21 protein-coding genes are annotated in these 20,334 nt (G+C 44.8%); 15 read left to right on the forward strand and 6 right to left on the reverse strand.

The window, feature by feature from the left end; all coding sequences use genetic code 11:
• Positions 1-45: 45 nt before the first annotated feature.
• The 3 genes from R7D93_RS17650 to R7D93_RS17660 all read left to right on the forward strand — a co-directional run bounded on the left by R7D93_RS17650 (position 46) and on the right by R7D93_RS17660 (position 4,799).
• A complete protein-coding gene (locus R7D93_RS17650; RefSeq protein WP_225497000.1) occupies positions 46-3,171 on the forward strand; it encodes an EAL domain-containing protein in 3,126 nt (1,041 codons plus the stop codon).
• A gap of 89 nt (positions 3,172-3,260) precedes the next feature.
• Positions 3,261-4,040: a class I SAM-dependent methyltransferase gene (locus R7D93_RS17655; protein WP_025768285.1), complete on the forward strand. Its 780-nt coding sequence runs from the start codon at positions 3,261-3,263 to the stop codon at positions 4,038-4,040.
• A 186-nt stretch (positions 4,041-4,226) separates the two neighbouring features.
• Positions 4,227-4,799 carry a hypothetical protein gene (locus R7D93_RS17660; protein ID WP_017821113.1) on the forward strand — a complete coding sequence of 191 codons (573 nt, stop codon included), beginning with the start codon at positions 4,227-4,229 and terminating at the stop codon, positions 4,797-4,799.
• Between the two features lie 69 nt (positions 4,800-4,868).
• Here the strand turns inward: R7D93_RS17660 and R7D93_RS17665 are convergent, their stop codons facing one another.
• A complete protein-coding gene (locus R7D93_RS17665; protein ID WP_017635030.1) occupies positions 4,869-5,747 on the reverse strand; it encodes a carboxylate/amino acid/amine transporter in 879 nt (292 codons plus the stop codon).
• A gap of 64 nt (positions 5,748-5,811) precedes the next feature.
• Positions 5,812-6,237 carry a universal stress protein UspA gene (gene uspA / locus R7D93_RS17670; RefSeq protein WP_005379165.1) on the reverse strand — a complete coding sequence of 142 codons (426 nt, stop codon included), beginning with the start codon at positions 6,235-6,237 and terminating at the stop codon, positions 5,812-5,814.
• A 282-nt stretch (positions 6,238-6,519) separates the two neighbouring features.
• Here uspA and ftnA point away from each other — a divergent pair, with 282 nt between their 5' ends.
• From ftnA to R7D93_RS17685, 3 genes are all read left to right on the forward strand, one after another.
• Complete coding sequence (gene ftnA, locus R7D93_RS17675) at positions 6,520-7,047, forward strand: non-heme ferritin (RefSeq protein WP_005379167.1); 528 nt, start codon at positions 6,520-6,522, stop codon at positions 7,045-7,047.
• Between the two features lie 91 nt (positions 7,048-7,138).
• Positions 7,139-7,462: a universal stress protein UspB gene (gene uspB / locus R7D93_RS17680; protein ID WP_005379169.1), complete on the forward strand. Its 324-nt coding sequence runs from the start codon at positions 7,139-7,141 to the stop codon at positions 7,460-7,462.
• 180 nt (positions 7,463-7,642) lie between these two features.
• Positions 7,643-8,836, forward strand: a complete 1,194-nt coding sequence (locus tag R7D93_RS17685; RefSeq protein ID WP_225496997.1) for an NAD(P)/FAD-dependent oxidoreductase — start codon at positions 7,643-7,645, stop codon at positions 8,834-8,836.
• Between the two features lie 93 nt (positions 8,837-8,929).
• On the opposite strand, the gene R7D93_RS17690 is transcribed toward R7D93_RS17685, so the two are convergent.
• Positions 8,930-10,273 carry a sigma-54 interaction domain-containing protein gene (locus R7D93_RS17690; protein WP_017821110.1) on the reverse strand — a complete coding sequence of 448 codons (1,344 nt, stop codon included), beginning with the start codon at positions 10,271-10,273 and terminating at the stop codon, positions 8,930-8,932.
• A 436-nt stretch (positions 10,274-10,709) separates the two neighbouring features.
• On the opposite strand from R7D93_RS17690, the gene R7D93_RS17695 reads away from it, so the two are divergent.
• The 5 genes from R7D93_RS17695 (at position 10,710) to R7D93_RS17715 (ending at position 14,034) form a co-directional block, all read left to right on the forward strand.
• Complete coding sequence (locus R7D93_RS17695) at positions 10,710-11,261, forward strand: BON domain-containing protein (RefSeq protein WP_017821109.1); 552 nt, start codon at positions 10,710-10,712, stop codon at positions 11,259-11,261.
• 45 nt (positions 11,262-11,306) lie between these two features.
• Positions 11,307-11,483 carry a DUF1328 family protein gene (locus tag R7D93_RS17700; protein ID WP_005379177.1) on the forward strand — a complete coding sequence of 59 codons (177 nt, stop codon included), beginning with the start codon at positions 11,307-11,309 and terminating at the stop codon, positions 11,481-11,483.
• 8 nt (positions 11,484-11,491) lie between these two features.
• On the forward strand, positions 11,492-11,689 hold the full coding sequence (locus R7D93_RS17705) for a hypothetical protein (protein WP_017821108.1): 198 nt from the start codon (positions 11,492-11,494) through the stop codon (positions 11,687-11,689).
• A 104-nt stretch (positions 11,690-11,793) separates the two neighbouring features.
• Positions 11,794-12,225 (forward strand): hemerythrin domain-containing protein, encoded by a 432-nt coding sequence (locus R7D93_RS17710; protein ID WP_017821107.1) that lies wholly within the window; start codon positions 11,794-11,796, stop codon positions 12,223-12,225.
• A gap of 144 nt (positions 12,226-12,369) precedes the next feature.
• Positions 12,370-14,034 carry a diacylglycerol kinase family protein gene (locus R7D93_RS17715; protein ID WP_062730778.1) on the forward strand — a complete coding sequence of 555 codons (1,665 nt, stop codon included), beginning with the start codon at positions 12,370-12,372 and terminating at the stop codon, positions 14,032-14,034.
• 201 nt (positions 14,035-14,235) lie between these two features.
• Here R7D93_RS17715 and R7D93_RS17720 read toward each other — a convergent pair whose 3' ends face one another.
• Both R7D93_RS17720 and R7D93_RS17725 read right to left on the reverse strand, forming a co-directional pair.
• Entirely contained in the window at positions 14,236-14,634 is a 399-nt protein-coding gene (locus tag R7D93_RS17720; RefSeq protein WP_005379193.1) for a hypothetical protein, read from the reverse strand.
• Positions 14,635-14,782: 148 nt separating this feature from the next.
• A complete protein-coding gene (locus tag R7D93_RS17725; protein WP_005379194.1) occupies positions 14,783-15,220 on the reverse strand; it encodes a DUF2383 domain-containing protein in 438 nt (145 codons plus the stop codon).
• Positions 15,221-15,580: 360 nt separating this feature from the next.
• Here R7D93_RS17725 and R7D93_RS17730 point away from each other — a divergent pair, with 360 nt between their 5' ends.
• Genes R7D93_RS17730 through R7D93_RS17745 form a run of 4 tightly spaced genes read left to right on the forward strand, consistent with a single transcriptional unit; the run spans position 15,581 to position 17,822 of the window.
• Positions 15,581-15,829, forward strand: coding sequence for a hypothetical protein (locus R7D93_RS17730; protein WP_005379196.1), 249 nt, complete (start codon positions 15,581-15,583; stop codon positions 15,827-15,829).
• Positions 15,830-15,877: 48 nt separating this feature from the next.
• Positions 15,878-16,390, forward strand: coding sequence for a phage holin family protein (locus R7D93_RS17735; protein WP_005379198.1), 513 nt, complete (start codon positions 15,878-15,880; stop codon positions 16,388-16,390).
• On the forward strand, positions 16,380-16,706 hold the full coding sequence (locus R7D93_RS17740; protein ID WP_005379200.1) for a hypothetical protein: 327 nt from the start codon (positions 16,380-16,382) through the stop codon (positions 16,704-16,706). Before R7D93_RS17735 ends, R7D93_RS17740 begins: the two co-directional genes overlap by 11 nt.
• A 45-nt stretch (positions 16,707-16,751) precedes the next feature.
• A complete protein-coding gene (locus tag R7D93_RS17745) occupies positions 16,752-17,822 on the forward strand; it encodes an AI-2E family transporter (protein WP_005379202.1) in 1,071 nt (356 codons plus the stop codon).
• A gap of 18 nt (positions 17,823-17,840) precedes the next feature.
• Here the strand turns inward: R7D93_RS17745 and R7D93_RS17750 are convergent, their stop codons facing one another.
• Positions 17,841-20,288 carry an EAL domain-containing protein gene (locus R7D93_RS17750; protein WP_258457220.1) on the reverse strand — a complete coding sequence of 816 codons (2,448 nt, stop codon included), beginning with the start codon at positions 20,286-20,288 and terminating at the stop codon, positions 17,841-17,843.
• Positions 20,289-20,334 lie beyond the last annotated feature (46 nt).

A 20,334-nucleotide genomic window follows, 5' to 3' on the forward strand; every position in this document is an offset into this window, starting at 1 on the left:
TTTGGCAGGAGTAACTGCGGGTTAACTCCGAGCTATGGAGATAATGTGCAGCGTTTTCTGGTTATTGCCGCGCTATGTTGGAGCGCGTTTGCTACGGCCTCAGATCCGAAGGTGTTGGTCGTGCACTCCTATCATCAGGGTTTTTTCTGGACGGACTCCATACAGCGAGGCATCGAGCAACAGCTGGGCGATCGAGCGCTGGACATGCGTGTGCTCTATCTAGACTCGAAACGTAACCAGAGTGAGCAGTTTTTTGCGCAACTAAAATCCTTGTATCTTACGAAATTACGCAAAGAGCGATTCGATGCCATTTTAGTGAGCGATAACAATGCACTTGAACTCATGCAGCGTTTAGCCCCAATCATCAAAGACACCCCAGTTATATTTAACGGCATTAATAACTACCATCCTTCTTTACATCGTTCTCTGAATGCAACCGGAGTCATGGAAGATGTCGATTTGGAAGCGAATCTCGCTCTTATTGAGCGCTTACATCCGAACTACACACAAGTTCTCATCGTCAGTGACCACTCGGTGACCGGTGAGGTGTTGCGTTATCAAATCGACAATTTTGTCCTCAAGTTCCCGCAATATCGAGACAAAATCGTACAACTTGTCCCAGACAGCATCATCGATCTAAAACAACAAGTCGCAAAACTGAGTTCCGATAAAGTCGTCTTGTTCTGGACCTATTACCGAGATAAACAAGGTATGGTAGGCAGCGAGCGTGACTGGGTTGGTGTCAACAAAGTCTCAAACGCGCCGCTGTTTATGGTGCATGACATTGGTTTGGGTCATGGCGCAGTTGGAGGGGTTATTCAAAGTGGTTATCGGCATGGTATTGAGAGTGCAGAGATGCTTGAATTCGTTTTGGATAACCCTGATCAGCCTCTGCCTGAGGTGAAAAAAAGTGATTCTGAAATAAAGCTCGATTACCAAGCGGTAGCGCGTTGGGGATTGGGGGCTGAACAAGAGGTTTCTGCGGTATTTTTTAATAAGCCAATGAAGCTTTCTGAACGTTTTGCCAAGGAAATTCGCCTGTTTGGTAGTCTGTTTGTGGTGATGTCGGTGGTCATTTTGCTGATGGGTTATTATTTACAGCGGATGCGTCGCAGTGAGAGCGCTGCGCGAGAAAGCCAGGCTATTCTAGAATCGATTTTCGATCAGAGCATGCAGTATATGGGCATTTTGGATGCCAACGGTGTGCTTAAATCGGGCAACGATCACCTTCAATCCTTACTTTATCACCAAGGACTGCGCTTAGACCGACCACTTTGGTTTCACCCCAACTGGAGTGAAAAAGCACAAGCGTTGCTAGAGGAGTATTTCCACGCGCCTCACCATCAAGTGTCGACGTTTGAAGCTGAAATTTGGAGTAAAGAACACGGCGCATTGGTGTTAGAAGTTTCGCTCAAGCCTTTTTCTCAGCAAGTAGGGAATCATAAGCAATACTTGTTTGAAGCGCGCGATATTACCACTCGTAAATTGATGGAGGACAAGCTCTACCAACGTGAGTCAACCCTACGCAACTATTACGAGCAGCAGCCCGTGATGATGGTGACGCTTGATAGTAATAACCGAATTCAAGAAGTGAATCGATTTGCTCAACTACTTCTTGGCTACAAACCGATGGACATGCTCGGACATCGCCTGAGGGAGTTCTATTTTGATGACAAAGTGCTGTTCCCTCGCCAAGTGTTATTGCAACCCAACCAGCAAGTGCATGGTGTTTGGCGACGTGAAGTCGAGTATCGTCATGCAAATGGTCATCGTGTTTGGGTGCGCGAGAATATTCGTCCGCTGAGTGAATCTGAGCAACTGCTGATTGTGGGCGAAGATATTACCGAAACCAAACTGCTCTCCGAGAAATTGGAATACCAAGCTCGCTATGACTTACTGACGGGGACTTACAACAGAAACCATTTTGAACTAGAGCTTAAGACCGCACTGTGCGAAGTGGACAGCCATCGTCGAGTCCACGCCATGCTGTACCTCGACTTAGATCAGCTAAAAGTCCTCAATGATACGGTTGGGCATGATGCAGGTGATGCGGCGATTCAATTCTGCGCCAGTATGCTGGAAGGCGTTCTGCCGCACAATTCCATCTTGGCTCGAATGGGAGGCGATGAGTTTGCGGTGTTACTCAAAGACTGTGACGAATATGGCGCCATCAATATTGCCAAACTGATCATCTCGACACTAAGCGAACACCTCTTTATTTGGGAAGACACACGCCTGTTCATCAGTTGCTCAATTGGTATCCGTATCATCGATCATACCGCTGATACGCCACAAATGGTGCACGCTCAAGCAGACTCTGCTTGTCACGCCGCTAAAGAGCAAGGCCGTAACCGCTATAATCTATTCAGCTTAGATAACGAAGAGTTGCAGCGTCGTCAGATGGAAATGCAGAGCGTCAATTTGGTGCATGAGGCATTGTCGAATCAACGTTTAGAACTGTTTGCTCAACCGATAAAAAGCTTACAAAAGCACGAGACTCAAATGTATTTTGAGATTTTGGTGCGTATTCGCAATGGGTACGGTGATTATGTTTCTCCTGCGCTGTTTATCCCTGCTTCCGAGCGCTACAACATTGCCCATTGGATTGATAAGCAGGTTATTACTCAAACGCTAGAGTGGTTTGAACAGCGTCCTGAGGTGATTGAACAGCTTGGTCGCTGTTCGATAAACCTTTCAGGTCAATCTATGGGGAATCAAGAGTTTATTGACTTCTTATTGGAGCGATTGGAAAGTTCGACTCTGCCGTGTGAAAAAATCTGCTTAGAAATCACCGAGACAGCGGCGATGAGCAATCTGGATCAAGCCATTGAGCTGTTTACCAAGCTAAAGGCTTTGGGTTGCATGATTGCATTGGATGATTTCGGATCTGGATTGTCTTCATTTGGTTACTTAAAGAAACTTCCTGTCGATATCGTGAAAATTGATGGTCTTTTCGTGCAAGATATCAACGTAAATGAAATGGACCGCGTGATGGTTCGTTCAATCAATGACTTGGCGAAACAACTAGGCAAAGTGACGGTGGCGGAGTTTGTCGAAAATGACCAGGTCATGCAGCATTTGATAGACCTCGGTGTGGACTACGGCCAAGGCTACGGTATTGGTCATCCTAAGCCGCTTTCTGAGCTAGTGGAGCAACTGACGGTTGTATAACCTCTGCGTAGCAAGCTCAACCTAGCATTAATAGGTAACTTAGGTATACACTCAGCGCCAGTTACCTCGATTTTTATTGGAGCCTCCTTTTGCAACTGCAATTGATCTGTGAAAACCTGTCTCAACAATCTCATCTTGATGAACTCGCTGCGCGTTGGCGGCTTTCTCATACTGACGATAGCGATTTTGCTTTGGTGCTAACCACCGAGCGTTTGGAGCTACGTAAAGTGGATGAGCCAAAGCTGGGTGCAATCTTTGTGGATTTGATTGGTGGTGCGGTCGGTCATCGTCGCAAGTTCGGTGGTGGTAAAGGTCAGGCAATTGCGAAAGCTGCGGGGTTGAACAAAGGGGCAACGCCAACCGTGTTAGACGGCACGGCAGGTCTTGGTCGTGATGCGTTTGTGCTCGCCTCACTAGGTTGTAAAGTGCAGATGGTCGAGCGTCATCCAGTCGTCGCGGCTTTGTTAGATGATGGCTTGGATCGAGCGAAACAAGACCCAGAAATCGGCACCTGGGTATCTGAGCGCATGTCGCTAATCCATGCTTCTAGCCATGATGCGTTGGAACAATTGGCGCAAGATAAAGACTTTGTCCAGCCAGATGTGGTGTATCTTGACCCGATGTATCCGCACCCAGAAAATAAAAAGAAGTCGGCGCTCGTGAAAAAAGAAATGCGCGTTTTCCAATCGTTGGTTGGCGCCGATTTGGACGCCGATGGCCTACTAGAACCAGCCATGGCGTTAGCCACAAAGCGTGTAGTAGTTAAACGCCCAGACTATGCTAACTGGCTGAACGAGAAAAAACCGACCATGGCGATTGAAACGAAAAAAAATCGCTTCGATGTCTATGTTAAAGCATCGATGGCATAACTTCCTGACGGCTCAACTTTTCTTGTCACAGTACGGTGTATCGTGCTGTGACTCAGCTTCTCTTTCCTCGTCTCTATTGATAGTTTTCTCTTGCTAATTCCCTTTCCTGACTGTATATCTAACTAAGAATTATTATTATTTCACTTGTTGTGATGCGGTCGATAACTGGGAAGCTGGAGTAGTAGAATGGCTAAACGTTTATGTAAAATGAGTCGCAAACAGATCGCGGCAGAACTTGGTGATATCCATCGTTTAGTTGTCGCACCAAAATTCGTTTGTCGTTCTTGCGCACGCTCTTCATCGGCCAAAGATACCCTTTGTAAGCCAGCCGCAATTCCTCCACAAAAATGCCAAGACAAGCCATTGAGTGAGCAACAAGCATGTGGCTTATTGGTTGAAGCTCTGCCATCACAAGCGATTCCAGTGACCACTAAACAAAGCAACGAAAAAGCCGCGATTGTGAAGCGTGTTGTTGAGCGCGTGAAAGAGAAAAAACAAGCCGAAAAATCTCCGGAGCCAGTAAGAGCCGACGCATCAGTATGGTTTGATTTAGCGGATAAAAAATCGCTCAAGAAAGCGAAAAAAGCACTGAAAAAGCACTATAAGCAGCAAAAGAAGTTGCTAAAAGTGGCGAAAAAACAACAAAAGTTACTTAAGCGTCAGCGTAAACTGGAAGCGCGTAATGCGAAACTAGAAGTGTTGCTGCCAACGCCACCTAATGCTTTGATGAACGCAATCTCACAAGCCAAAGTGCATTAATCAAATAAAAAAACGCTCTCCAGTCGGAGAGCGTTTTTTATTGTCGAAATGTTTATAGGATTAGCTGCGTTACTTATTGGCGTAGCTCATCTCTACGCGCTTTTTCACCCAGGTTTCGTTAATCCATAGGGATAGCATGATGATCGCACCGCCAATGGCGAGTCGCATGACATCAACATCGCGGTTCCAAATCACAATGTTTACAATCAAGCCCGCCGGAACCAATGCATTGTTCATTACTGCCAGTGCACCTGCGTTCACCATAGTCGCGCCTTTGTTCCAAGCAAAGTAACCAAAACCAGAAGCAATCAACCCAAGGTATGTCAGAATGCCCCATTGTGTTGCAGTGGTAGGTAGTTTGTCGAGGTTACCCATGAGCGCGAAAGCCACGGTTGCTACACAAAGTGCACCTAAGTAGAAGTAGCCAAACACGGTGTGTTGTGGCAAATCGACGGGTTCACTCTCCATGATATATTTGTAGCCCACCTGACCGATGGCAAAGCAGAGGTTTGCTCCTTGTACGACCAAAAAGCCCAGTAGGAAATCTTCATTAATGCCTGCAAATTTAATCCAGGCGGCACCAAATACGGCTATTGCAGCGGTAACTAAGTACCAAGGTGAAAAGCGACCTTTCAAGAAGTCATAGATTAGCGTGACGTAAATGGGTGTGAATACGGTGAACAGCAATACTTCTGGCACGGAAAGGAGCAAAAAAGATTGGTAGTAGAAGCAATACATCAAGCCGAGCTGGAAGCCACCGACGGTCATCAGTTTCGCGATCAGGGGTTTGCTAACGCCACGGAATTTCAAAAAGGGAATGAAAACCAGGCTCGCCAGTGCCACGCGCATGAACACCGAGAACCAAGAATCAACCTGACCGGCGAGGTAAACGCCGATCAGGCTAAATGAGAATGCCCAAAGTAGGGTAACTGCGGATAGATAAGCCATGGATGAGAATCTTTATCAACAACAAATGTGCCCGCAGTCTAACCAAGTTTTATCGCTGCGCCAATCAGTCTTTTAGCGGTACGACCAGCATATCGACTGGTGAGCAGTTAATCAGCTGTCGAGTCGAAGATAGAATCTTGCTCCAGAAATCTTGGTGATGACCACAAACCACCAAATCAATACTGTAATCTTGAATGGTATCGCACAGCTCATTACTCAAATCGCCACTACCGACTAAAGTATGGGCAATTGGGTATTGCGCATATTCAGCGAAGTTTGCCAATTGTGTGCGCGATGCTTCCATTGCTTGATGTTGCGCTTCTGCCATATTGATATCGATAAGCCCGGTGTAGAGTTCTGCGTAGTTCACGTCGATGTGAATAAAAGAGACTTTCGCATCCAGAGGTTTAGCCAGTGATACGGCTTTCTTAATCAACACTTTACTGTCGTCTGAAAGGTCGACTGCCACAAGTATGTGTTTGTAACTCATATTACTATCTCCTTGTAAGGTCATAGTTTTAGATTAGCACCAACCCCAAAAAAAATTTGCTGAAGTGATCTCATATCGGTGCCGTAGGTACAAAGTCTTGTCTCAGTAATCATGTTATAGTGGCGTTATACCCAAGTGACTTTGATATGCTGAAATAAGCGTAGTGTTACTGACTAGAGTTGAAGTGAAACTTCGCCGTGTCTGCCAGACCAAGCTATTCTCGCAGCGTCATTTATTTCGAGGTTACTTGGGTATATTGCATGCACAATAATAGGAGTTAACATGCTGTCTCAAACTATGGTCGAACAATTGAATGAGCAAATTAACCTAGAATTTTTCTCATCCAATCTATACTTACAAATGAGTGCTTGGTGTGAAGACAAAGGTTTTGAAGGTGCGGCTGAATTTTTACGCGCTCACGCCGTAGAAGAAATGGAGCACATGCAACGCCTATTCACTTACGTGAGTGAAACTGGCTCAATGCCAATCTTAGGCGCTATTGATGCGCCAAAGCATGACTTTGCGAGCCTAGGTGACGTTTTCCGCGAGACATTTGAACATGAGCAAATGATCACGGAAAAAATCAACAAACTGGCGCACGTTGCATTTACTAGCCAAGACTACTCAACGTTTAACTTCCTACAGTGGTACGTGTCAGAACAGCACGAAGAAGAGAAGTTGTTTAAAGGGATTTTAGATAAGATCGAACTGGTAGGTGAAGACGGTAAAGCGTTGTTCTTCATTGACAAAGATCTAGCACAAATGGCGAAAGAAGGTTCATCTTCAATCATGGATGCTCCAGCTGCGTAAACGCGTTTTGGGACGTTGTAAGTAGCGGGTAAAGACGAAGTGTTGATCGTCTTTTTCTCTTGAGCATTGTTGAAGATGTAGGGAGGAAAAGATGATCAGTGGAGACACAATCTTATTTGCGCTAATGGTGGTAACTGGAGTTAATATGGTCCGGTATCTCACCGCTCTTCGTTCTCTAATTTATATCATGCGTGAAGCGCATCCGCTGTTATATCAGCAAGTTGATGGTAATGGTTTTTTTACCACTCATGGAAATGTCACCAAGCAGGTGAGGTTGTATCACTACATTAAAAGTAAAGAATATCATCATCACCACGATGAAATTTTTACTGGTAAGTGTGAAAGAGTGCGTGAATTGTTTGTTCTATCGACCGCGTTGCTCGGCGTGACGCTACTTGCAGCCTTCATTCTCTAAGAGTCAATAATCTAGATAGTTGTTCTGTCTGAGATTTTGCGGACATACAGAGCGCTTAGAGTTTAAGCGCTTTTCCCTTTCGGTATTTGTCGGTAGAATGTCGCGCCTAGAAAGCAAGGATGTGCAATGTGCACATCCTTTTTTATTTTGATTCGATACCAATCAGTCTAAGAGCTACCGATGAGTAAGAAATTTGATGTTGTTGTAATTGGCGCAGGCGCAGCAGGTTTAATGTGTGCTGCAGAAGCAGGCAAGCGAGGCCGCCGTGTTTTGGTGCTCGATCATGCTAAAAAGCCAGGACGTAAAATCCTTATCTCGGGCGGTGGTCGTTGTAACTTCACTAACTACGACGTTTCAGCTAATCACTATTTGTGTCAAAACCCGCACTTTGTTAAGTCGGCGCTCTCCCAATACACTAACTGGGATTTCATCTCGATGGTGTGTAAACATGGCATTGAGTTCGAAGAGCGTGATCACGGCCAGTTGTTTTGTGTCGATGCATTTACGGCCAAAGATATCGTGAAGATGTTGTTAGTTGAGTGTGACATGCCGAACATCGAGCAGCGTTACCAATGCGATGTTCATTCGATTGAAAAAATTGATGAAGGCTTTCGTTTGCATGCTGGTACTGAGATTGTCGAATGTGAGTCTTTAGTTATCGCAACAGGTGGCTTGTCGATGCCAAAACTGGGAGCGACACCATTTGGTTATAAAGTCGCGGAACAATTTGGTCTTCGAGTTATCCCAACCACGGCAGGTCTTGTACCATTTACTCTGCATAAAGAAGACAAAGAAGACTTTGCTGAGTTATCCGGTATCGCGGTACCTGCGGAAATTACGGCTGAAGATGGCACCATGTTCAAAGAAGCCCTGTTGTTCACACATCGTGGGTTATCTGGTCCAGCAGTGTTACAGATTTCTTCATTCTGGCGGGCCGGACAAAAGGTGTTGATCAATCTTGTGCCAAACGATGATGTTGCTGAGTTATTAGAACGCAGTCGTGAGAAGCATCCAAATCAGTCACTCAAGAATACGCTTGCCAAAGTGCTGCCTAAGCGTCTGGTTGAAGTCTTAATTGAACGTAAAGAGCTAGTCGATAAACCGCTAAAACAGTTCAATCAAAAGGAGCTTGCGGCGATTGTGGAGCGCCTAGAGCATTGGGATATCGCCCCGAATGGCACTGAAGGCTACCGAACTGCGGAAGTGACACTCGGCGGTGTCGATACTGATCACTTATCCTCGAAAACCATGGAATGCAAAGACATTAAAGGGCTTTATTTTATTGGTGAGGTGATGGATGTGACTGGTTGGCTAGGGGGCTACAATTTTCAGTGGTGCTGGTCGAGCGGTTTTGTTGCGGGGCAGTGGGTTTAATCAAACACCAAACGCAGCCTAACTGCATAAAAGATAAGATACAAAAAGAGCACTGAGTTTTATTCAGTACTCTTTTTGTATTCCCATAGCGAGTTACTCGTCTTGATACTTTTCGAGTTTGTTATAGAGCGTTTTCACGCTAATGCCTAACTCCTGCGCTGATTCCGTTTTATTGCCTTGATTCTCTTCAAGGGTATTGAGAATGGCGGCTTTTTCTAGCTCTTCTAGCGAAACGCCCGCCGGAACAAGGTCTTCGATGCTGGTGCCTGTTTCCAATGGTGGTGTGTCGAAGATCAGGTGTTCATCTCGGATGGTGTCATCAGCCAAAATAAATGCACGCTCGATCGTGTGTTTGAGCTCACGGACATTACCTGGCCAGTCGTGTGCAGCGATTTTTTGGATCGCAGAGTCAAGAATCGTTTTGGTTTTTGCCTCATTGGCGTTGCGGTGCGCAATAAAGTGCTTGGCCAGACCGACGATATCACCGCCTCGTTCTCGCAGTGGCGGTATCGTTAATGGGAAATGCGATAAGCGGAAAAACAGATCTTCACGCAGGAACTGCTCCTCAATGGCGATTTTAGGATCACGGTTTGTAGCAGCAATGATGCGAGTATTAGCGATATGAACTGTATTACTGCCAACTGGGCGATACTCTCCGGTTTCTAGCACCCGCAATAGCTTCACTTGATGCTCGATAGGCATCTCGGTGATTTCATCTAAAAATAGGGTGCCGCCCTCTGCCTGCTTAAATACACCTTTGTGAGTTTTATTTGCTCCGGTAAAAGCGCCTTTCTCATGGCCAAACAGTTCACTATCAACCAATTCAGGGCTAATGGCACCACAGTTAATCGCTATAAAGGGCTGTTGTTTACGCTCACTCGCTAAGTGGATGGTCTGCGCCACCAGTTCTTTGCCTGATCCACTTTCACCGACAATAAGGACGTTGGCTTCGGTTTTTGCAACGCGCCTGATCATACGATAGAGCTGATGCATCGGAGAGGAAGAGCCGACCAAAAGACCAAATTGGTCAAGATCGCTGGTGGACACTTTACGCCCTTGATCTTGTTTGTGTTGATAGTACTGGCTGACTTCGCCCAGGGTGTCCGTCAGAATGGCAATATCAACGGGCTTTCTGTAGTGAAAAATAGCACCCAAGTTCATCAGCTTATCCAAGTTCTCATTTGGAGCGCCTGAGCTAATGATGATCAAGTCCATATCGTAGATGTCTTCGATATTAGAAAGACGTTGATAATCTGCACTAGTAAAGTGGGCGACTTCAACAATCGCAACTTCCGGTTTGAGTTGTAGAAAATCTTCAATCCATTGGTCTGCGGCATCGATGTCATGCAGACGAAATTTGTTCAGTTCCTGGCAAGAAGCGATGGCATTTTTAAGTGATGGATCTTGTATTCTTAGAAACAGGCTTGGCATCGACATAGAAATGTCCTCTTTACTATGACAGAAACAATGTACGTGGATTATTCTCACTTCACAAGACAAAATATTGTCAGCATAGATTTAAGGATTTGTTCGATATTTTTATGTTGTTAGCCCCTTTTTGATATATATCGGTGAGAGCCATCAGTAGATATTTCCTTTTGTTCTGATTTTTTTATTTAAAATAATAATTTTGCTATTAATTGATTCTGGAGAAATAGCCTTTCTGTTTTATCAGGTTATTTAGGCACAAGTGACGGAGGCTTTATCACCGATTAAAAATTACATTTATTACGTGTAAATAATTCATGCTTATACTTTATTGCTCATCTCATTTTTACCTCTTTCCCTTATTAGTTGCTTAAAAACAATAAGTTATAAAGTTGGCACATGGTTTGCTCCTAGGGAAGTGCAACGTCAATAAAGGAGAATTACCATGAATAACATCGCAGCTAAAATTGTACTTACGTCAGTTCTTGCTACTTCATCTACAGCAGTCTTAGCGAGTGATAAATGGCAAAAAGAATCCATGGACGCTTGGCTAGATGGTAAAGCTGAAACCACGCTACTGCTAAACAGCAATCTCAACTCTTTTGATATCAATACCGATGTTGAGAATCAGGTCGTTACCCTTTCTGGTTCGGTAAACAATGATCTTGAAAAATCACTTGCCGAAGAGCTTGTTACTGGTCTTGATGGTGTGAAAAAAGTAAACAACGAATTGTCAGTAGTGAATGAAGGCAAGAAAGAAACTGATTCAGAAGCTTTAGCTACACTGACCGATTCTAAAATCACGACTATAGTTAAAACGCGCCTACTAATGGATACCAATGTGAGTGGTACGGATATTGATGTAACGACAGAACGCAAAACGGTAACGTTGGCAGGTAAAGTTAATTCAGATGCGGAGCATGATCTTGCAATTTCAATTGCAAATAACACCAATGACGTAAATAAGGTGATTGATAAGCTAGAAGTGGTTCAATAATAGCGAGCTGAGTGATTTAACCCACTTTTATTAGGAGGTAACACTATGGTTCGTTGGATGTTTATTTTTCTGGCACTGGCACTAATTTCTGCACTATTAGGCTTTACCGGTATTGCAGGAGCTGCTGCCTCTATCGCGCAAGTGATATTTTACCTATTCCTATTGTCATTAATTGTATCAATAGTGATTGTTCTGCTGGGAAGAAAAAACGTAAATAGATAGGAGATTCCATGCGACTTACGTCATTTGTTTACCGTATCGCCGCAGTATTCGGTTTGGTGTTTGCGTTGGCAGCTTGTAGTGAAGAAGGGCCAATGGAACAGGCCGGCAAAAAGATAGATGAAGCCGCCGAAGAAACCCAAAATGCGATTGAAGATGAATGTGAAAACATTAAAGAAAATCTAAACGCTGAAGACCAAGACTGTTAGCCGAATCAGGTTAGGTTTTTTACGCATAGCTATGTAAGAGAGGGGCGGTCAATCACCGCCCTTCCTTTTGTCCCAATTGTTTACAATCAGATAAGGAGTCAAAGATGAAAAACATATTTGATGTACTGAAAGAGAGTCATGAAAAGCAACGCCTTTTACTCGATGCTCTGATGGAAACGTCTGGAGATTCCCCCGCTCGTGAAGAGTTTTATCACAACCTTAAAGAGGAACTCGAACAGCACGCAGCGGCAGAAGAGCGGTTTTTCTACGCGCCTTTAATAGATAGCGATAAGACCATTGATCTCACTCGCCATGGCATCGCAGAGCATCATGAAATTGATAAAGTGATTGCACAGCTTGATGCAACCGATATGAGCTCGCCAGCGTGGCTCAACCTAATGAAAACCTTGCGTCACAAAGTGTTGCACCATCTTGAGGAAGAAGAGCAGCGTTTCTTCCAGTTAGCCGGTAAGGTAATGACCGATAAGCAGAAAATGAAACTAGCGGATGGTTATGTTGAAGAGATGGTAAGCTAGGTAGAGTGTTGGACCTTTTCGTGCCATTTCGGCACGGGAAGGCACTCAATCAAGGCGTTTACTCAAGTTCATGTATCCAAGCTCAATCCCCCGCGTATTCTAACTTCCACTAAAAAGTGCACTCGCTGAAGGCAAGGAGAGCGAATGTTTATCATCAAATATTATATTCTTGGCGCTCTGATCAGTTTATTGGCCGCTATCTATACGCCTCAAATTATCGTTAGTCTGCTGTTCTTGTGGATATCGCTTTCTTTAGCGTTGGTCAGCGTAGCCTACGTATTCGACATTCCCTCTATTTTTAGAAAAAACCAAGATGGCAAGATTGTCAGGTGGATTCGCTGGGCATTCATCCCATTTCTATTGGGGGCTAGAGCGTATAACGCCTGGGAAAGACGGCGTGATACAGTGCCTCCAATCCAAAAAGTCAGTGACAATTTATACCTATCTCGCCGTTTGTTTCAGAGTGACTTAGATTTTCTCGAATCCAATGAGATCTCTTGTATTGTCGATGTCACCGCAGAATTTGCAGGCCTTGAAAGCGCGATGACCGACAAGCAGTTTCATTACCTTTCGATTCCGGTACTCGACCACAAAGCCCCAACGCTAGAGCGTCTTCGCCATGCGATTAACTGGATTGATACTCAAATCTCGTGCTCGCGGGCCGTGGTTGTGCATTGTGCGTTAGGGCGTGGTCGTTCAGTGTTTGTTGTGGCGGCGTATTTACTGAGCAAAGACCCGTCACTGACGGTTGAATCCGTGATGAAAAAAATCAATGACGTACGCAGTACCGCGAGATTGAATAAATTACAGATTAGAACGTTACGAGCGATCAGTGAAAAAGGCGTGCTAGGGCTGGATCAATCCACTTGGATGGTGGTTAACCCTGTTGCAGGTGGCGGAAAATGGGAGGAAAACGAACAGCACTTGATTCGTGAACTAACCAAAAAATATCGCTTGAGTATTCATCAAACCACCACAAACCTCAGCGCCGAGCAGCTAACACAACAGGCAAAAGAAAGTGGAGCTAAGCAAATCATCGTAGCTGGTGGCGATGGCACAGTAACAGAGGTGGCGAGCCAATTGGTGGATACCGACCTAAAACTCGGTATTGTTCCGCTCGGAACTGCCAATGCGTTATGTCATGTGCTCTATGGCGTTGGCGCAAAATTCTCACCGGTCGAAAAAGCGTGTGAAGCGTTGCTTGGCGGACACTGCCAACGTATTGATACTGCGGAATGTAATCAGCGGCTTATTTTGTTGGTCTTAGGTATTGGGCTAGAACAGAAGATGATCGAGCACGCTCAGCGAGAAGAGAAAAATGTTTTTGGACAACTCGCTTACCTCACCGGCTTTTTTAATGCTGTAGTGGCGGAAGAAACGCAAGCTTTAACCGTTTCGTTAGACGCTCCAACTGAAGATGGAAACCACGACAATAATACACAAACGCTTGAAGTCCATAGTTTTGTCGTTGCGAATATCGCTCCATTTAGTACGTTGCTTGCCCAAGGTGGTGATGCGCCGCAGCCTGATGATGGCAAGCTGCATATCACATATTTAGATAACACCGAGTCTTTAGGCGGACGTCTTATCGCCTTGTCGGATCTGACATTAACGAGCGTAGGCGCACAGGAAGAATCGACACATTTTCAATACGCGACGGCTCAGAGCGTCACTATTTCTGCGAATAAACCGATTGAGTATGTGATTGATGGTGAACTGTATTCTGATGAGCAACTAGCAATCAAGCTGCGTCCAAAGTCATTGAACGTATTTGTTCCAAGCCAGAGACGTAAATCAGCTTCGCTTTAACACTGTAATCCGCGGATAACGCGCCATTTGCTTCGTATTCTACATGGCGCTTTTTCTGTGTTGTTTGATGATTTGGTGTGCGTCGTAAAAAGGCTCTCAAGGTCGCTGCGTAGTAGATGCAGCGGCTTTTTTTCTACCTGCACCTTTTACTAGGTTGATTGGGGATGTGGTTTAAACAAAGTGAAAGAAGGGCGAGTACAATTACTCACCCTGAGGTAAGTGCTTTTCAATTTCATCGTTTTCAACTTGTAAAGCAGCTAACCAATAAGAAACAAGTGCGGTTAAGTTGGTGTCGTCAATGGCTCTAAGCAGGGCTTTTAAATCATCTAACAGTAATTTATTCATAAAATGCATTTCTTTGTAATTGCCTAACTCGGCAACGCCGTATTCGGTGGCGTTTTCTGCAATGAATTGTTCACCATCTTGATCGAAGAACAGCTTCGCCATCTTTTTGATCATCACTTTTTCTATTTTCACGAATCGATATGCCGCTCTTGCGAGTGTCATATGTGATTGCGGGTTAACGAGAGGCAAACACGTTTGGCGATGGTGTGTCATTTTTACGAGTAGCTCCCTTACTCGATTGTTATCCAATGTCATAGTGACCTCTTTATTTATGACTATTGTCGTGGGACATTTCTCGTGATGGTTATGTTAATGAGCCTGTGGGCTTGTCAGAAATGGCCAAAGCAAGTTGGCCATTTCTTTGATCAATACCGAGCTTTATTGCAAAGGCGACCACCAGGTTTTAGCTAATAAGGCTGATGCTGCTGAGTTTTTCTTTGCAGCTTTTTATATCGCTACGAACTTTCAGCAGAACCGAGTTATCCGCCTGCTCTGGGTGGGAAGTAATCAAATTCTCAATCTCTTTGAGTACCTTGCTTTCGACACCTTCAAGCTGTTCTAAATACATTGACTCTTTGTCAGAGGACACTTCCTTCATCACGTCGCTGTAAACCTCACGCGCCTTGATGGTGTAGGAAACCGGAGTGTCGTCGGCAGATTCTTCATTGTTACTTGCTAGAGAGTAGGGAGTGAGCTCAATGACTGCACGCTCACGTACTCTGAGCAGTTCTACCAACACATTATTCAAAGAAGTGTTGTCGATGTTCTCGATGGCCTTGTTGTAAATTTCATTTCCGCTTTCGATAAGCTCAATGATTGAGGCGATGTTTTCATTTTTCATATGCCACTCCTTATTTACTGGTGATAGGGGTGTTTGAGCGTATGGAATACAAACACGATGTTCATCTTCAAATGCAGGTTGTATGCCAATGAGTTTTAAGTCTTATTAATCAGTGACTTAATGTCTTGTTTTGCAATAAATTGCTAACAGTCGGTAAGGCGCTAAGAAAAAATTACAAGAATGGCGGGGAAAGCCTGGAAAGAATTACACGTACAGATACGGCTTTTTATCGAAATAAAAATAAAATCAATAAAAAACAACAACTTAAAATTCTGGCATGGATATGGCTTTGTAGGGAGTAAGTGAGGTCAAACATTGTTTCACTTGATTCACTATTCAACTCATTAATGGAGGCTAGTTATGGCTACTACAAAAGAAAGCACAGTAAAACCTCAAGAGCAGTTAGAAGAAGCATATCACTTAGCGGAACAAGCCACGACGGAAGCCGTTGGCGCGATGAAAGATCAAGCCAAAGAGAAGCTGGATGTCGGTGCACAGCAAGTTCAGCAGGCGACTAAGTCGGCAGAAAATGTAATCAAGGAGCGCCCATTGCTGAGCATAGGCTGTGCCTTCCTTGCTGGTTGGGCGGTTTCGAAGCTGATCAAATAATAGTGGTCACCAAGGATTAAGCCACACAACAGAAAGGCGAGGCTTCACATGAATAACTCAGGGCAAGTTACCAATCAGCAATCAGGCTCGGCGGCTTCAGACAGCGGCCGAGCCCCTGATGGGGCAGAAGAACAGGATATCCAACAAACCATTAATGGTTTGAGCAGCATTCTTGCGCAATTGGACCAACTGACGAAATCGCTAAAAGCATGGTCAGGTTCAACGTTGGATTTGTTCCTCTTGGAGATGAAAGTTAACGTGTCCGCAGTGCGTCAGATTTTGCTGTGTACCGTTGTTTTTACTCTATTGTCGGTATTGTTCGTATTCAGTTTGTGCCTTGCCTCTGGGGTGGTGGCTTATCAGTTAACTGCCAACGTGTATGTTGCCGTGGGTGTATTTATCACATCATTAGGCTTGGCATTATTTGCTTTAGCCTGGTGGCAGAAGCGTTTAGTTGGATTTCTTGGATTCAAAAATACGACAGAACAATTACAGGAGGGGTGGGATGCGCTCGCTACAAAAGCTCAATCGAGCCATGCGGATCAAGCGGATGGAAGGTAAAGCGTCTCTAGAGCAATGCTGTTTGTCGATGGAAATGTTCACGTTTACCACCAAGAAGTTTGTGAGAGAAAACCCTTGGACGACATTAGGCATTAGTGCTGTCGTTGCCGTTACCGCAGCAAAAGCAGGTCGATTGTCTCGACTGACTTCTTCTATTTCGTCAATGGGGCTATTGGTTAGCAGCGTGTCTGATATTACCGATTCGCTCACAAAGCCGGTCGCGGCAGCTTCTCTGGATGAGTCAGATGCGGAGCAAAATGGAAATGCAGCAACACAAGTAAGCAACGCTGCGACGACAGAGGGCGAACCACTCTAATAGCGGATTTCACCGCAAAATTTTCTTACCGATTCTGAGCTTATTATGACAGCGAAATTGAACATTCCTGCCAACACTGCGATTGGTGCAACGCTTCTCGTCCTGTTACTCGTCCCAGGGCTGTATTTTGCCAAGCCAATATTGTTACCTATTGTGCTTAGCACCTTTATTTCTCTGCTGTGCAGCCCTTTCATTAATTATCTTGAAGACAAAGGTTTACCACGTGCTATTACCGTCGTGTTGACGCTGTCATTCCTCGTTGGCGCCTCAATTATTGGTCTTGCCGCCATGTCGGAGCCCGCCAAGCAATGGTGGTCTGAGCTGCCCAGTATCGTGAAAAATGTGTCGCAAGAAGTAAGCGAAGTTACTAAAGCTTCGGCTGATCACCTTAATACTCCATTGAATATCGCCAACGATATGAGTATGGATGAGGTCGGGAACAACACCGTATTTTCTTTGGTAAAAACGCTCGCGACCACTACGCCGACGATTTTGACACAAGCGATGATCGTGCTGTTTATGGTTTACTTTATGCTCAATCATGGACGAAGCTTATTTCGAAAGTCAGTGTCTTACTTACATGGGTTCGCCAAACAGCGCCAAGCGATTGAGTTGGTCAAAGCGCTACAGAAAGACCTGTCTCGATACATTGGCACCATCACTTTAGTGAATGCGGGGCTGGGGTTGAGTGTTGGGGCCGTGTTTTTTGTTCTAGGCCTTGAAGATCCATTTCTATGGGGCGCATTTGCAGGCGTGATGAATTTTGCGCCGTACCTCGGCCCTGTCATATCCATGGTGAGCTTTGGCTTTGTTGCTTATCTTCAGTTGGAGTCGGTCAGTTTTATGCTGACGGTGGTGTCTATCTATTTACTGCTCAATTTGATTGAAAGTCAGTTTGTTACACCAACACTATTGGGGAAAAGGTTTAACTTAAACCCATTAGTGATTTTTGTTTGGCTTGTTTTTTGGGGCTGGCTTTGGGGCGGAATGGGACTATTGATCGGCGTGCCGTTACTGGTTTGTATCAATATTTTGGTTGATCGCCTAGAGCTATGCCAATCAACCCAAAATCAAGCAAAGCAAATCACCTCCGCGGACGTGGCACCGCGAGAGTGACTTGAGGGTCAAGCTGGTTCAACGAAACAGTTTTCCAGCGCTCACTGGCTGACTAAATAAATATCCCTGACCATAAATACAGCCTTTTTCGAATAAATAATCGGCTTGTTTCCGAGTTTCTATCCCTTCCGCGACGACTTTCAACGACAGCGTTTTTCCCATGGCAATAATGGCATTCACAATCGCGTTGCTGTCACTATTACTTGGGACATCACTGACAAATGAGCGGTCAATTTTCAGTTTGTTGATTGGCAAACCTTTCAAGTAAGACAAAGACGAATAGCCAGTTCCAAAGTCATCCAGAGAAATCTCAATACCCAGTTCTCGTAATTGATTTAACGATGCAATGGCTTGTTGAGGGTCGATCAGTAAAAAGCTCTCTGTGATCTCCAAATCTAACCGTTGGGCAGGGTATCCGGTGTTATCGAGGATAGTACTTAATCGCTGAATGAAATTTGACTGCTGAAGCTGCAACGCAGAAACATTGACGGCGATTTTGCCAAACTCGATGCCTTGGTCCAGCCAAGCATTACCTTGCAAACAAGCTTGTTGTAACACCCACTCACCAATGCTTTGAATCAGCCCTGTTTTTTCTGCAATTGGAATAAAGTCTGCTGGTGGTACAAGGCCAAACTCTGGATGCTGCCAGCGTAATAAAGCTTCCACGCCGACAATCGAATTTTGTTCCAAGTTGTATTGCGGTTGGAATTCTAACCGGAGTTGTTGTTTTTCTATTGCTTGATGCAAAGCGGATTGAATGCGTACATGGGATACGGATTTATCGGTCAAATCCGGTGAGTAAAACGCGTAGCCGTTGCGTCCATTTTTCTTCGCTAAGTACATCGCGGTGTCTGCGTTTTTCAGTAAGGTTTCACTGTCTTGACCGTCTCTTGGGTACAAGGCAATACCAATACTGGTCGAGACACGAAGTGAGTCGTGATTTGCCAAGTCGAATGGTTGCTGGAATACGCTTAGAATATCGCCGACGGTTTCCAATAAGGCAACATCACTATGGATGTCTGGCAAAATAATCACAAATTCATCGCCGCCAATGCGAGCCACATGCGCATTGAGGTGAAGCACATCTTGCAAACGAATCGCTAACTTAGACAGCAATTGGTCACCACAGAAGTGGCCCATGCTATCGTTGATGTGTTTGAAATGGTCGATATCTAAGAATAGGGTGGCAAACGTCTGCTGGTTTTTGTGTCCGGTTTCGATGTGTTGCTCGAGTAAGCTAAGTAAATGGGTGCGATTAGGTAGATTGGTTAATGGATCGTAAAAAGCCATGCGCTGCAGCTTTTCTTCGTGTGCCTTACGCACAGAGATATCTTCAAACACACAAATGTAGTTAATAAGGTGGTTTTTATCGTCCATTACGGCGCTAATGGTCGCTAATTGCGGATAAATGCTGCCATCTTTCTTTCTGTTGATGAATTCGCCTTTCCATTGGCCTTTGTTTTCGAGTTGATGCCACAACTGTTGATAGAAACCTTGATCATGATGGCCTGAGCGCAGAATTCGTGGGTTTTTTCCTATCACCTCTTCAGAGCGGTAGCCTGTAATTTGGGTAAAAGCCGTGTTTACATCAATGATGTTGGCATTGCGGTCTGTAATGACCATGCCTTCTTGCGAATTGTTGAAAATTTGGGACGCTAAGGAGAGCTGCGTTTCTACCATTTTTCGGCGGGTGATGTTACGTGTCATCCCCAGAATGCCGATTAAGTTTCCCGCATGATCACGGACAGGAGACTTAATGGTTTCTAGCCAAGTGGGGTTATTGTTTTCATCAATTTGACGGCATTCTTCAACAATATTTTGCGTGCCAGTGGCTACCACCAATTTATCGGCATCAATGAATTTTTCCGCACGTTCATGGCTAAACAGGGCAAAATCGTCTTTGCCAATGATTTCACTGTTGGTTTTTTGCCACGCATTTTCTACGCTTCGGTTGGTCATCGAATAAAGACCATCCATGCCTTTTATCCATACGTGGTCTTCAAGGCAGTCGATAAACTCTTGTAGTGTTGGTGTTGGCTTTATTTCCGCGCTTTGATGTCGCGTTTGTTCTTGCTGCCAGTGCAAGTTGATATCAAAGCTGATCCGCCCCGCGATTGCGCTTAGCCATGCCGAAACAACCGTTGATTGATCATTAGGGTGAGTCAGTGTCAGTACGGCAAGCAATTCGCCATTAGGTAGCCAAATCGGTCCAATGCTCAAGGTTTGCTCTTCAAAGGGGGTATGGCTAACTGTAAAATCTGTCGGCGTAAAGTGATCGACAACTTGCGTTATCACATCGATGATAGCACGATGATTTTGGGTTGAGGTGGACACCTCAGTCGATAGCCACTGCTGAGTATCGCTCAGAGTATAAAGCTGTCCCTGAGCTTGAGTTACATCACAGCATTGTCGCAGAACGTGTTGCCAGTCTGCCATCAAAGGCGAAGGAATAGCGAAGCGAAACATAATTAATAACGAGTCCTAAATCGCCCAAAGGTAATTATATTGGAAT

It is taken from the genome of Vibrio sp. YT-15, assembly GCF_033337445.1.
GTDB classification, from domain to species: Bacteria; Pseudomonadota; Gammaproteobacteria; order Enterobacterales; family Vibrionaceae; genus Vibrio; species Vibrio alginolyticus.

Bases quoted from the DNA above. Each gene is read 5' to 3' on its own strand.
- R7D93_RS17730 (WP_005379196.1), top strand. From the start codon at position 15,581: ATGGCTACTACAAAAGAAAGCACAGTAAAACCTCAAGAGCAGTTAGAA.
- R7D93_RS17700 (WP_005379177.1), top strand. From the start codon at position 11,307: ATGGTTCGTTGGATGTTTATTTTTCTGGCACTGGCACTAATTTCTGCA.
- R7D93_RS17725 (WP_005379194.1), bottom strand. From the start codon at position 15,220: ATGAAAAATGAAAACATCGCCTCAATCATTGAGCTTATCGAAAGCGGA.
- uspB (WP_005379169.1), top strand. From the start codon at position 7,139: ATGATCAGTGGAGACACAATCTTATTTGCGCTAATGGTGGTAACTGGA.
- R7D93_RS17720 (WP_005379193.1), bottom strand. From the start codon at position 14,634: ATGACATTGGATAACAATCGAGTAAGGGAGCTACTCGTAAAAATGACA.
- R7D93_RS17665 (WP_017635030.1), bottom strand. From the start codon at position 5,747: ATGGCTTATCTATCCGCAGTTACCCTACTTTGGGCATTCTCATTTAGC.
- R7D93_RS17710 (WP_017821107.1), top strand. From the start codon at position 11,794: ATGAAAAACATATTTGATGTACTGAAAGAGAGTCATGAAAAGCAACGC.
- R7D93_RS17735 (WP_005379198.1), top strand. From the start codon at position 15,878: ATGAATAACTCAGGGCAAGTTACCAATCAGCAATCAGGCTCGGCGGCT.
- R7D93_RS17695 (WP_017821109.1), top strand. From the start codon at position 10,710: ATGAATAACATCGCAGCTAAAATTGTACTTACGTCAGTTCTTGCTACT.
- R7D93_RS17715 (WP_062730778.1), top strand. From the start codon at position 12,370: ATGTTTATCATCAAATATTATATTCTTGGCGCTCTGATCAGTTTATTG.
- R7D93_RS17705 (WP_017821108.1), top strand. From the start codon at position 11,492: ATGCGACTTACGTCATTTGTTTACCGTATCGCCGCAGTATTCGGTTTG.
- R7D93_RS17740 (WP_005379200.1), top strand. From the start codon at position 16,380: ATGGAAGGTAAAGCGTCTCTAGAGCAATGCTGTTTGTCGATGGAAATG.
- R7D93_RS17745 (WP_005379202.1), top strand. From the start codon at position 16,752: ATGACAGCGAAATTGAACATTCCTGCCAACACTGCGATTGGTGCAACG.
- R7D93_RS17685 (WP_225496997.1), top strand. From the start codon at position 7,643: ATGAGTAAGAAATTTGATGTTGTTGTAATTGGCGCAGGCGCAGCAGGT.
- ftnA (WP_005379167.1), top strand. From the start codon at position 6,520: ATGCTGTCTCAAACTATGGTCGAACAATTGAATGAGCAAATTAACCTA.
- R7D93_RS17690 (WP_017821110.1), bottom strand. From the start codon at position 10,273: ATGTCGATGCCAAGCCTGTTTCTAAGAATACAAGATCCATCACTTAAA.
- R7D93_RS17660 (WP_017821113.1), top strand. From the start codon at position 4,227: ATGGCTAAACGTTTATGTAAAATGAGTCGCAAACAGATCGCGGCAGAA.
- uspA (WP_005379165.1), bottom strand. From the start codon at position 6,237: ATGAGTTACAAACACATACTTGTGGCAGTCGACCTTTCAGACGACAGT.
- R7D93_RS17750 (WP_258457220.1), bottom strand. From the start codon at position 20,288: ATGTTTCGCTTCGCTATTCCTTCGCCTTTGATGGCAGACTGGCAACAC.